Below are 14,001 nucleotides of genomic sequence, written 5' to 3' on the forward strand. Positions count from 1 at the left end.
GCCATGATGGGCGTGCTCGACGGCTGTTCCGGCAGGGCGCGGCGGCCGGAGCGACCAGAGGCCGAGCTGCCGTGACGAGACATGCCGAGGTGACGATGAGCGAGGACCCCGCCAGCAGGGCAGCGGAGTGGCTGGAACGCATGTACGGGGGTTTGGTCACCCTCACCGATAGCCAGCCCCTGCTCGACGGTGAACGGACCCAGCTGTTCGGCTGCGACTACGCGGGCGGCTCTGCCGACCCGCTGCTGGCCGCCACGGTCGCGGTGCCCAAGGACGGCGGGCAGCCGTTCCCGGTGTCCAACGCCGACCCGTTGGACGAGGAGCTGAACGCGACGCTGGCGATGGACCTCAACCCCGAGCCGTGGCGGTGGCGGGTCAACGCGCGCGGCTGCCTGGTCGCGACGGACGCCGCCGTGGACCGCCGCCCGGCCTCGGCGCTGCCGTGGGCACCGGCGGATGAGGCGCCCGGCTGGTGGGACCGGATGCTGGCCGCACACTTCCCGGACGCCGAGGTGTTCACCGCCTCCACGTGGGCGGACGTGACATCGACGCTGCTGGAGGGCGGTCCGGGCACGCGCACCGCGGTGTGGCTGCGTCGGCAGCTGTCCGGCGCCGAGCTCACCGGCCACCTGCTGTACGGCTTCCAGGACCAGAACCAGGCAGTGTTCCTGGACGGGCAGCGGGGTTCGCTGGCCCGGCTGAACGACGACGAGATCGGTCAGCTCGTGGTCGCGCGGTTCTTCCGCCCGGTGGTGACCGAATCGGCGAACCTCACGGTTCCCTGGGAGGCACCGGCGTCGAACCTGCAGGCCGCGCTGGACAAGGCGAACAGCTGGCTGGATCACACCTACCCGGAGCCGGTAGTCGTCGTCGGGCCCGGCGACGAAGACGAAACCGAACGCGGCTGGCTGTTCGCGTGCACCACGCAGCGGTTCCTGGACACCGGCGAGTGGCAGGACCAGATGCTGGACGCCGCGCTGGTGGTGCCCAAGGAAGCAGGCCAGGCACCGTTCGGCCTGCCCAACAACGACCCGTGGTCCTACATGTCCGGATGGGATGCCGGACGAGACGGAATCGGCCGGCCCCCGGCGCCCGGGGCGGCCGCCTGGTACGCGCCGACGATGCGCGAGCTGGGCGCCCCGCTGAGCTCCACCGAGCACCGCAGCTGGGGCGAGGCACTGACGGAGATGGCCGACTCGCCGCAGGATTCGCGGGCACTGGTGTGGATCCGCCGCCAGGACGCGCGCGGTCGGGAAACCGTCGGCAACCTCCTGGTCGCGGTCAACGAGGGCGGCGAGATCCGGCTGGTCGACTCGCTGGCGGAGGACGGCCTGCCCACCTTCGACCAGGAGCCGTTGGCGGTGCACGTCATCCGCTACCGGTGATAGGTGAACGCGGGTCGTACCGGTCCAACCCTACCGGCGTTCACCGCGTCGGGACGGCCGCCGTCGCAGCACAATGGCGGTGCCGGTGATGTCGATGATCGGGTCTACATGGAGTTCCCGCGTGATGGGGAGCCGGGTTTCTTCCGTTTCCGCAGGTAGCTGATAGCCCGGGCGTGCGGTGGTGTGGTCGGTGGTGTGAGTCCGAATCGGATGGTGTGGTGAGTGATGGGTGAGATCCAGATTCCCCGGGATGGTGTCTGGGCGCCTATTTACTATTCGCTGACTGCGCTGATCGAGAAGCCGCCGTTGGTGATCTCGAATGATATGTACGCGTTGGCTCGTGAGATGCGGGACAACGCGGACGCTGACGTGAACACCACGAGCAATGTCAATTCGTTGTCGTCTGGTGTGCGGGCGAATCTTGAGGGTGAGACCGCGAAAGCGTTCGGTGATCATGTTCGGGGGTTGACCGATCCGGTTCTGGCGCGTGCGGCGGCGTTGCGGTACGCGGCGGACATGGTGGATGAGTTCGGGTTGAACGGGGAGGAGGCCGAGTACGACATCCTCATCGGTCTGGCGTTTTTCGCGTCCACGATCCTCGGGCTTTATCTGAGCGGGTTCTTCGAGGCGATCCCGGCGTGGATCGCGGCTGGGCGTCGGCATCTCTCGCAGATCATCGCGACGGCCAAGCAGCAGGCCACGACGCTTTCCGGGCAGTTGCGGATGGCGTGGGAGCCTGTTCAGGAGTTCGGTGAGGAGTTCTTTCAGGCATTCTTGCCCCAGGGGATCACGACGGCGAACGGTAATCGCAAGAACGGCTGGGATGTGAGGGGCATGGCGCTGGAGGGCGCTGTGGGGGCCGATTCCGCGTTCAACGCTATGATCTTGCATCGTCTGGCGAAGCTGAACAGGCACACGGACGATTTCGTGCGCAAGCCGATCGGGGCGGGGCAGCTCGACGCCGCTTCGGAGTTGCCGGCCGAGGGGATGGTCATCACGCTCGCCGGCGGCAATTTCGACCCGTTCCAGACCTATATCTCGAGTGTCACGATGGGCACGATCGAGAAGGACGCGCAGATCAGGTCGCGTGAGTGGCGGAACAACCGGAACACGAACAACTCGCCTGCCGGAGGCCCGGACCAGCCGCCCCCGCCCTCCTATGACCCGGACGGTAAGGGTCTGCCCGGCGGGGAGGGCACTCCCGGTGGGGGGCCGGATTCGAAGGTGCCGCCGGTGGGGTCGGATTCGAAGGTGCCGCCCGTGGGGTCGGACTCGAAGGTGCCGCCGGTGGGGTCGGACTCCAAGAATCCGCCGGTCGAGTCGAAGGCACCTGTGGATTCCCCGGACGGGAAGCCTTCCGATGTCCCGCCGCCCCCGTACTCGCCGCGTGGTGAGGCGCCACCGCCCAATGAGGTGTGGGGGAACGAACAGCCCCCGCCCGCCTACCAGCCCCCGGCCGAGGAACCGCCGCCCGCGTACCAGCCCCCGGCCGCGGAGCAGCCTGCGGGCTCCCCGCCGCCTGGTTCGGTTCCGCCGCCCGCGGGTGTTTCGCCTGTGGGGTCTCCGCCTGTGGGTTCTCCGCCGCCTGGTTCGGCTCCGCCACCGGCGGGTTCTCGGCCCGGTTCGGCTGCGCCGCCGGCGGGTGTGTCACCTGTGGGGTCTCCGCCTGCGGGCTCCCCGCCACCTGCGTCGGCTCCGCCTGCGGGTTCTCCGTCACCCGCTTCGGTTTCGCCGCCTGTGTCGGCTCCGCCGGTGGGGTCTCCGCCGCCGGGCGTCGGCGGGGAAACGCCGCCACCTGCGGGCGTCGAAACCGGACCGGTTTCGGTGGAGCAACCGGCCGGGCAGCCGCCGGTTACCGGCGGGCCGCAGGACGTCGGTTCGGACCAGGGCTTGCCCGGTTTCGACACGACGACGCCGCACGGAAACGTGCCGCAGGGCGTGGATCCGGTGGTCGGTGACCAGAATCCCCAGGCCCAGCAACCGTCCGCCGAGCAGCCGCCGGTGCGGCACACGCCCGTCGAGCAGCCGCCCGCCCAGCAGCCGGGGAGCGAGCAGTCCCCGAACCAGCAGGTTCCGGGTCAGCAGTCCCCGAACCAGCAGTCGCCCGGCCAGGTCCAGGGGCAGCAGTCGCCGGAACAGTCGACGTCTGGTCAGCAGAACGCTGGCCAGCGCGACCTCGACCAGCACTCGGTGTCGCTCGAGCGCGACCAGCCGCGCGCGGACCAGCAGGAGCAGGACGGCAACGCGTCCGCGCAGCTCCGCCCGACCGGCCAGCAGACCGGGCCGGGGCAACCGTCGGGGACTCCGAGCACCACGCCCACGACGTCCGGTCAGAGCAGCAATTCGCAAGTACCTTCGAACCCCGCCGCCACGCCGAGCACCTCGACCCAGGACGTGCCCCGGGACAAGTCCGACCAGCCGGCCGTCGGTCATCAGGATGGCCTGTCCCGGCTTTCGACGCAGCTGTCCTCCGAAGCGCCGGCGGGTGAGACGTCGACCGGGAATCAGCCCCTGACCCAGCGCGACGCGCCGTCCACTGTGTCCTCCGGCAGCGATCAGCGGACGAGTTCGGCCACGTCCGGCAGGGCCGGAACGCCGAAGAGCGGCGGTGAACCGCAGCTGCAGGTGGCGCCGGCACAGCCGGTGGTGCCGGTGGAAAGCTCGTTCGTCGATGAAGGTTATGTGAGCGGGGACGAGTCCCAGCACGATGGGGACGTGTCGTTCGTCCGGGACGTGCCGGAGACGCTGGGGGAGACTGCCCCGGCGTCGGTCACGGACCAGTCGGTGGGTGCTGTCCCGGCGGTGGCCACGGTCAAGGACTCGTTCGTCGACGAAGGTTATGAAAGTGGGGATGAGTCCGATCCCGACGTAGACGTCCAGAGCCCGTCGGAGACTCCGGACGAGACCGTTTCGTGTGATCTGTCCGAGTTCGAGCACTGGCAGGGCCCGCTGCCCCAGGTGGTGTCGCTGGAGAGCTTCCCGAACGATGTCGCCGCGGAAGCGTTCATGCGGCGGGAGTTCCCCGAGGCCGGCAAGGTGAACCGGGCGCCGGAGGGCAACACCGACCCCGCGTTGGCGGATGATGCGCCTGGGCGCCGGATCAACTGCGGTGTTGCCACGATTCAGGAATTCCGCAGCAGGAAGCACGGCCGGCAGTTCCACGCCGACCCTCCGTCCGAGGAAATGTCGCTGCGCGAGATGCAGGACTACTTCGGCGCGCGGTTCAAGGAGCAGAAGGGCGGACCGTCCACTCTCGACAAGACCATTCTGGACACCTGGAAGCCTGGTGCGCAGGGGGCCGTGTACATCAGGTCCGCCAAGGGGAAGGGGCACTTCTTCTACGCGGAGAAGAACGACGCGGGCCGGGTGACCTATGTCGATTCCCAGGACCAGAAGGGGCGTCCGGCTTTCCTGCCTCAGGATCCCGACAACAGGATCTTCTTGCTATCGGCCCCGTCGGGGCATTCCGCCGGCCCGCTCAAGACCGCGTTCCCAGCCGTCGGCGACACAGGTCCCGCACCGGCTGCCACCGACATCGATGATTCTTTGACCGGCGGGACTGGGGAGGAGTTCTCCCGCCCTGAGCCTGGCTGGGATGTGCCGCTGTCTCCTCCGCGTCTCGAGGCGAACTCCGAGGACGTCGAGGCTCGACTCAATCGGATCATCGATGACAGCATGGAGATCGACGATTCTGACGACGATTCTGACGTCGCCGTGTCGCAAGCCGAGCTGCAGAGGCATCCGGCCGAATCCAAGCACACGTTGCTTGTAGCCGGTGAGCAAGGGGTCTGGCTGACTCCGCGAATAGCGCAGGCGTGGCTGGCCGAAAGCGGGTACATCTATCCCCAGAATGGCGGCATCGACCTGGCCGCGAAGGTGTACCTCAGCGGCCCGCGGATCACCCGGAGCGGAGCTCCCGATGGGGGTTTGAACTACATCACGGATGGTCCGGCCGACATGGCTGGGCGGACCTACGGGATCGATGAGGCGCAGCGCTTCTACGAGACGATCCGGCACCTGGCGGGCCGGCACCACTTGAACGAGCAGAAGCGTGTCGAGAGCGCGGTCAACCAGTTGACGGAGTACGTCCTCAAGGCGTATCCGCCCGACCGGTTCAGCTACGTGGGCATCGGTCGCAGTCCGGTGCCGATCGTCGCGGCGCTCCAGTCTCGTGGCCACGGCGCCATCAACCTACCGTTGTCAAAGTTCCGGCCGGCGCCGTTGCCGGACTCCGTCCTGCACCGCAAGTTCGTGGCGACGGGGTTCAGCCCGCCAACGGATGGGCAACTGGAGCTGCTCTCCGCGCACTTCAACGAGTTCTTGGCCGACTTGCCCCACGGCCGGGATGTGCTGTTGATCGACTACGTTCAATCGGGACTTTCGTTGATGGCGGCGCATTACTACATTCAGCAACACCTGAACGCAGCCGAGGGATCGCACGCGCCGGTGGTGCATGCTCTTGGGATCCATGAGGACGGCGATACTTCCTCGTTGAAGGAGTTTTCTCGTAATGTTCTCTCTGACGACGAATTCCCGATGCAGGAGCGTCGTCAGTGGCTCGAGCGCATCACTTTCGTATCACTCGGAGGCCAGGTAGACCCGTCCAGTGGGAACCCCGGGCTGCTGGCGAGAGCGCTTTCGGAGCAGGCTTTCGACGGGCTTTCCGAGTTCGGCCCGTACAAGATCCTGGAAATCGATCTGGACGATCCCCAGCGGCCCCGCCGAGCTGACCGCGGAACGGAAGCCGACGTGGCGGCGAGCGGCTACCGGCTGCTCCAGAACGTCATCGAGGACAACCGGAGAGGGCAGGATCCGCAGGGCAAGAGCATCGATGGCGGGGATGTGCCGGGTGAGGACGGCATCGATGAGTCCTGGACCGGCGGGGCTGGGGAGGAGTTCCCCCGCCCAGAGGGTGCGGAGCGGCTGGGGGACCTCCACGTCAGCCATCAGGACGGTCAGCGGCACAGCATCGGCGACGCCACGGTCAACCAGCAGGTTTCTCCGAGGCAGCAGCGCTTCGATCCGCCGGCGGAGCGGCTGGCGCACTACCTCGCCGCTGTGGAAGACGGTGAGCGCGAAACCATGCACGCGCGCCGGTCCGCGGCACTTGCCGAGTTCGGCCGACCCGTCCCCAGCCCGAAGCTGGTCGACGTGGACGAGCAGACCGCCGACTACCGGCCGCACCCCACGAAACCGGAGAGCGAGGCCCCGGAGTCCGGCGGGCATTTCCACAACCTCTACGGGCGGGACGACGTGGGCAGCGTCGCGGTGATGATGGAGAACTACCGGGCCAAGGGGGAGAGGTTCACCGCCAGCGATGCCTTCATCCACCAGTGGTCGCAGGCGGAGGCGCTGTTCAACGAGGTGACCAAGGCGAAGGAGATCGACAAGCGGGCTCCGAAGCTGTTCGGCAGGAAGACGAAACCCGGGGATGTTCCGGATCGGCTTCCGGACACCATCTTCCGGCAGAACATCTCCGGCACGGCGGCCAAGGACGTTTTCGGCAACTTGCTGGCCGGCGGGAGCGGCGTGGACTTCGATGCCCACGATGATGTCTACGCCGAGGTCATGAAGACGGTGAACGGCAAGTCCACGAAGAACATCGTGGACACGTTCAACGAGTTGAAACAGCTGCCCGACGACCAGAAGTTCCACGTCTCGGGTGGCGGCGTCAGGCAGGATGGCTCCGGCAACTTCCAGTTGCGGTTCGACATCAGCAGGGTCCATGCCGGGACCGGCCAGCAATCCCCGCGCGGGGGCGAGGGACGGGGTGTCCAGGACAACCACGATCGGCGTGAGCCGAGCCATTGGGGTGGCGAGGCGTCGTCGGTGAAGCTCGACGACAACGCGGCCCGCGGCATCGAGCAGGCTCCGGTTGGGGAGCAGGTCAAGCCGATGGTCGACGCGTTGATGTCGTTGGACGCACGCGACGTGCTGGGCCAGCAGAGCCCGTCGGAGACTCCGGCCGAGAATCCGCAGGGTAGGCGCGGCTTTGCTGGTGCCCCGCCGAACACCGGCCACCAATCCGCGGCGACGGACTCCTTGGCCAAGGCGAAGGAGATCATCGACGGCTACCTCGACGTGATCGCGGAGGTGACGGGCAAGAAGCGGCTCGGTGCCGACCTTCTCCTGGCGAAATGGCTGAACAAGAAACGAGCCGACATGAGCCGGGAGGAGCGGGGCGCTGCCCAGTTGCTCTCCCGCGCGTATGGCGGTGGACCTCGTCCGGCGGCGGACGCCGGACAGGTGGAGGCGGCGGTGCGCATCCTCAAGGGGATGGAGCAGGAACTCGCCGTCCGGGAGATCACCGCCACGGCGTTCGCGGATTCGTGGAGCGCGCTCGGGAATTCGGTGCGCTTCGGGACCGAGTTCACGTTCAAGCACGAGAGCATCAACGGGCTCGTCGTCACCTCCCCGCCGACGGACAAGGAAGGGAAGAAGCTCCAGGAGCAGATCTCGAAGAAGGCCGCGTGCTTGATCAACGATTGGGCCAAGCGCGTGGAAGCGAACTCTCACACCCTCGAGGACCGGGGCATCGACCTCGAGGTGGAGACTTCCAGCGACGGCAAGAAGTTCACCTACACCAAGGACGGCGAGACCTGGTGGTGGGCGGTGAGCCTGGACGACGGCTGCCTGGAGACGCAGACGAAGCCCGTCCCGGCGGCTGCGTTCGAGCGGGGCTGGATCGCCACGATCGTCGACAATGACATCTTCAATCAGGCCAAGGGCTTGGGCCTCGGGATCGACAAGTCCGTGCATGGCGGCGGCGGGCATCTGTCGGTCGATGCGGAGACCGCGTTCGGTGGCAGCCCGGAGCTGTTCCTGAGCACTGTCAAGAGCCTCCAGGACGGGAACCGGGACTGGAAGGCAGCGTTCCAGAACGCCGAAGACCTGGCGAACTCGCCCTGGCTGAGCGATTTCCTCCCGCCGGCAGGCAAGAGCGGCAGCAATGCGCTGGAAGCGTTCGGGACCGAAATCCAGGAAATGCTGGCGAAGGTCCGCGCCGGGCACCTCGACATCCCGGCCGCGACCAATGCGATCAACGAGTTCAACGCGAGCCTGACCAACCCGGCGTTGGACTACCTCAACATCAGCGACGCCGCCAAGGCCAACATCCGCAGCGCTCCTTCGCACTACCAGGCGATCAACGTCGAGCACATGATGGATCGCGACCTCGGCAGCCGGAGGCTTGAGCTGAGGGACGTCCCCGCGCAGGACGGCCGCGCGGAGCTGCTGAAGCAGTTCCGCTATGTCCTCGACCGGATCCAGGCCGTCCGCGGCGAGGTCCGCGCCGAGCAGCAGGACCGCATCAGCGAGCTTCGAGACCGCAAGGGCGGCCCGGGTTCCACGACAGAGGGCCGACCGGAGGGAGCAACCAGGGCTGGGCTTCCCACCGGTTTTGGTGGTGCGTGGTCGGTGTCGGTGGGTGCGGCGTCGGTGCGGCCGGGTGTGGTGTCGGCGGAGTCGTTCGAGGGTGATCCGGCCGGCGAGGCAGCGTATGTGCGTGAGAATTTCGCGGGTATGGAGGGGATTAACCGGGATAGTTATGTTGCGGGTGTTGCGGGGCATGGGACGAATTGCCTGCCGTCGTCGATTCAGGCGTTGAACCGGGAGATGCATCCGGGTCGGGCTGGCACGTTCGTGGCTGGTCCGAGTGGTGTGGTGCATCGGGATGAGGTGGAGAAGACGGGTCTGCCGCCGATGGCGAAGCAGGTCCGGGGTTATGACGGTGTGACGGATTTCGTGGCGGGTAAGGGCGCTGATGGCGCGTATGGCCTGGTGTTTGCGGAATTCGGTGATCGTGGTGGTCATTTCTTCACGGTGCACAAGCGTGGTGGGGATGTGGTGTTCTACGATGGGGAGTCGCATTCGCTTGCGCAGTTGGGTTCTCCGGTGGAGGTGTGGTTCTCGCCGGTGACCTCGGACGCGGTCCTGACCCCGGTATACACACCGGTCGATGCGCGTTCAACGGCCGAACGCGACGAGTTCTTCTCCTGGTCGACGCTGGCTGAAGAGCCCGATTCGGTTCCTGGCAGCTCGGAGGTCAGGAAACCGTCCGGTTTGGGCGGTGGTTCGCGGCGCTACCGGGGCGAGGATGACGCAGGGCGCTCGGTCAAGTTCGGGCGTGATGAAGTGGTTGCGAGGGGGACCGATGCAGGCGAGATGAGGCTGGTCTCCGCGCTGACGGACAACGGTCTTGCCAACAAGGTGAAGCGCTGGCTGGGAGGTGTCCGCGGCGCCACCTTCACCGTGGTGCGCACGTTGCCCGGCGAATCAGCGGCCAAGGCCGTGGAGAACAGCCCGGCTCGTGACGGCGAAGTGACCATGACGTTCCACGGTGCGGTGGCTCTGGCGGTCAACGCCCGGGGGGACGGGAGGTACGCGCTGCCCGTCCGCACCGATCGCGGGGAACTCAGGGTCTGGGTGGATGCGAAGACTGCCGCGCAGGTGCTCGCGGCCGAATCGCCGAGCATCCGCCGAGCCGACTCCGTGCTGCTGCTGCTGTCGGGATCCTATTCGCCCGATGCCCCGGTGAAACTCGGTCGTGAGCTGGCCGCTGCCAACCCTGAACGCTTGGTGCACACCGGTGACGGCCCGACGGAACTGCAACACGGTGGACGCCTGGTCGTGCTGGACAACGGCGGAATGCTGACCTTCCGCGGCACCACGGACATCGCTTATGGCACGACTCGCTTCTCGCGGGCCGAGATCGACGAAATCAATGGACGGTCAACGGTTCGGCCGGAGCCGGAGTTCCGGCCTAGCGCCGATTCCCGTCCGTACGATCGGCCCTCTCCCCGGCCCGCACCCCAGCCGGCTGCGCCCGAGTTGTACCCCGGACTGAATGATTCCAACCGTCCCGTCAATTTCGCTCGAGAGGATGCGAAGTTCGGCGCGATGCGCGACGCGGACGGGCGGCGTGGTTTCGTGTTGCTGGCGGATCCGGCCGAAAGGGCGGAGTTCCGCGATTGGGCCAAGGACATCCGGGGCCCGATCCGCGTGGTGCGCACCATGCCCGGCGAATCGGTCGGCGCAGCAAGGCGCAGGAGCGGGACCCGGCCCAACAGCGAGATCGCAGACTCTCCCTTCGCGAACTCACTGGTCCTCGCGGTCAAGCCCGTCAGGTCCGGGTTCATGATCCCGGTCGACCCCGACGGAGGCACCACCGAGATCTGGGTTACCGGAACCACGTTGGCGAACTTCCTCGCCGATTCCGAACGGGTCCAGGAAGCCATTCGGCTCCGGGGATTTGATTCGCTGTTGCTGCCGGTGCATGGTGCCTCGAAAGAAAGCGGCGCCAGGGAACTGGCCGCTCGCTTGTACTGGCGTGGGCTTCCGTTGCGGGTGTTCACCGCGGACACCGAGATGGGACTGGCGTCTGGTGGGCGAATCGGGGCCAGGGACAACGGAAATTGGCTGGGCTACTACACCCAGACGGTCCCGTCCTACACCGGCTCGGAGCAAGAAGTCCTGTCCTACTTCTGGGCGGAGGGCAGTTACGGGAAAGCCGAACTGCGCGACGAGATTCGCCGGCGTGAAGCGAACCACTCGGAGCCGCGCCCGCGCCCGGACGCACCCGGTGCGCGACCGGCTGCGTCCGGCTCGCGGCCGAGCACATCCGGTGCGCGACCGGCTCCGGAGAGCCCGCCGACGGACCCCTACGAAGTGCTGGGTGTCGAGCGTGATTGGCCGTTGCACCGGATTGAGCGGGCGTTCGAGCGGCTGCGATTGGCGAATCTCTCGGACGCTGAATGGCGGCGGATCGAAGAGGCATTCGCCAAGATCAACAAGAATCCGCCGCGCGACCCCTACGAGGTGCTGGGTGTCGAGCGTGATTGGCCGCTGCACCGGATTGAGCGGGCGTTCGAGCGGCTGCGATTGGCGAATCTCTCCGCCGCGGAGCACCAGGACGTCAACGATGCGTTCGCCAAGCTGACCGAGCAGGCCTACGGCGACCAGGGCGAGGGGTCCTCCGGCGCGCAGCCGCGTCCCGAGTCGACCTCCCGGCCCACCGGGCAGGCGCCGAAGCCCGAGCGGAAGCCGGAATCGAAGACCAAGGCGGAGCCGAAGCCGAAGCCCACCGGGCGGCCCGAGAAGGAAGCGCCTCGCCCTGAGGCGGGGACGTCGCGGCCCGGCCCGGCCGGGTCGAGTTCTGAGCCGAAGTCATCGGGCCGGAACGAGCAGGCCGGGTCTCGCCCGGGTGCGGAGTCGTCGGCTCGGCAGGAGACGCCGGGGACCGGTCAGCAGCAGGGACAGCAGGACGGGTCGAAGCAGTCGTTCGCGGATCCGAAGGGCTACTACGCGGCGCTGGGTGTTCAGCCGAATGCGGACGAAACCGAGATCAAGAAGGCGCATCGGAAGCTGGCCCTGAAGTGGCACCCGGACAAGAACAAGGCCCCTGAGGCCCAGGAGAACTTCCAGAAGGCCCAGGACGCCTACGACGTCTTGTCGGATAAACAAAAGCGGCAGAATTACGACTACGAGTGCGAAATGGCGGAGCTGCGGGCGAAGTTCGAGCGGACGCACCCGCGGCAGTCGAATCCGTGGAATTACCCGGCGCCGGGGCCGAGCGATTGGGGTGTCCCGCGCCGCCCCACCGCCCCGGGGAGTGGCCGGGACTATCGTGGCGACAGGACGTCCCGCAGTCGCCGGCAAAGCCAGGGACCGAGTTGGTTCGGTTTCGGTGGTGCGTCGTCGGTGTCGGTGGGTGCGGCGTCGGTGCGGCCGGGTGTGGTGTCGGCGGAGTATGCGCGGGAGCATCGAGAGCTTTTCGAGCTCATGCGCGGGGTGAACAAGGATAATTTCGATGCCGATGTCGATGGCGATCTGGGGTATCGGACGAATTGTGCTGGGGCGACGATTCAGTTCTTGAACCGGTTGGCGCATCCTGATCGGGCCGGGGATTTCGTGGCCGGGCCGAGTGGGGAGGTGCATCGGGATCGGATTGAGGGTTCGGGTCTGAGGTATGTGGGCGAGTTCTCGAGGGTTGCCGATGTCGAGGAATACCTGTCACGCCTGGAGCGCGGCGCGTCCGGCATGGTGCTCGCGTATTACCCTGACGGTGGCCACTATTTCGCGGCTGTTAAGAAAGATCGCCCCATTCTCCTGAATCCTCAGGAGGAGAGCCAGCAGTTCTGGGGTTCTCCGTCGAAGGTGGAGTTCTGGGAGGCTCCCCGGGATGTGGTGCTGACGCCGGTGTACTCGCCGGTCGGCATGCGCTCGGCGGCCGAACGAATGGCGGCCTCGGAGCCGCCGGGTCTGGGCGGTGGCAAGGACAAGGACCCGGAGTACAGGGGAACGATTTCCGGGAAGCCGGCCACGTTCAAGCACAGCGACCTGCGCATCACCGACCGGCGCTCCACCAGTCACAGCCCTGCGAGCATTGCGCTGCTCTCCGACTCCGAGCTCGGTGCCTTCGAGGGCTGGCTGGATTCGATCGATGGTCCCCTTCGGGTGGTGCGTACCCGTCCCGGTGAGTCGACGACCACTGCTCTGGCGGCCGGGCCCGATCGTGAGATCACGGCACCGTTCGAGTCGGATCTCATCCTCGCGATCGACACCGACGGCAGCGCCCTCGCGGTCCCGGTGATCGGCAAGCGTGGAAAGACCGAAATAGCCGTGGTGGACCAGTCCACGGCCACGAGGATCCTCGGCAACATCCGCAGCGTCCGCAAGAGCTCGTCGGTGCTGCTGCTGACGCTCGGTGCCGACAGGCCGGGAACCTCGGTCAAGGTCGCCAATGAGCTGGTCAAGGCGATACCCGGCCTCACTGTCAACACCCCCAAGGGAGTGACGGCGCTGGCAGACCCGGGCCGGATTGTCGTGCTTGCCGACGCTGGTCTGGTGAACATCAGAACCCAAACGAAGACCACGCACTACGAGGTCAGTCGCTTCTTGTTCAAGATGAAGGACAAGAAGGACGAGACGGTCGTGAAGAGGACCACCTGGCCCGAGACCCGCTTCGGTGCGGAAAGCAGGCCCGAAGCCGTTTCGGGGGACGGTGAATCGGCTCGCACGAAGCACCGCGAACGGGACGCGAAGGGGGAAAGCCGCCAGCGGAGGGAGTCCCGTCGGACGCGGCAGGATGAGCAGCCGCGCGGATCTCGTACTACGAGAACGGTTTTGGGCTCCGGACAGCGGGACGAGTCCGGCCCGTCCCAGAAGCCTCGCCGGGAGCGGACGTCGGATGCGCGAGCGGAGGCAGGCCGCAAGGCGGAGCAGGCTCGCCGCGAGGCTGAAGAGGCGAGTCGCGCGCGGGAGGAAGAAAGCGAGGAGAAGGCCCGCCGGGCGGAGGAGGCGCGCAAGGAGGAGGTGCTTCGCGAGCAGGAAGAACGTGAGCAGAAGGACGCGGAGCGTTGGGAGCGGCGTAAGAAAGAGGTTCCGTGGAGTTGGGTGGAGGATGTCCTTCCGTCAATCCGCGAGAGGTTTGAAGCGGAGCAGCGTGAGGAGCAGCTTCGCCGCGAGGAAGAACGTGCGGAGAAGGACGCGAAGCGTCGGGAGCGGCGTAAGAAAGAGGACCCGTGGAGTTGGGTGGAGGATGTCCTTCCGTCAATCCGCGAGAGGTTTGAAGCGGAGCAGCGTGAGGAGCAGCTTCGCCGCGAGGAAGAACGTGCGG

Annotated in this window: 2 protein-coding genes; both read left to right on the top strand. The window is 67.0% G+C overall.

What is annotated here, in order from left to right:
- The first annotated feature begins 95 nt into the window (after positions 1 to 95).
- The gene (locus tag AC07EQ_RS21235) at positions 96 to 1,385 is read left to right on the top strand and encodes a YrhB domain-containing protein (protein ID WP_478389644.1); all 1,290 of its coding nucleotides are present in this window, start codon (positions 96 to 98) and stop codon (positions 1,383 to 1,385) included.
- A 225-nt stretch (positions 1,386 to 1,610) separates the two neighbouring features.
- A partial coding sequence (locus AC07EQ_RS21240) for a DnaJ domain-containing protein (protein ID WP_478389645.1) occupies positions 1,611 to 14,001 on the top strand: 12,391 nt, incomplete at its 3' end.

This window comes from Saccharopolyspora sp. NPDC045839 (assembly GCF_056431645.1).

What these genes read in the sequence shown, in the direction of transcription:
- AC07EQ_RS21235 (WP_478389644.1), top strand. Translation starts at nt 96, where the DNA reads ATGAGCGAGGACCCCGCCAGCAGGGCAGCGGAGTGGCTGGAACGCATG.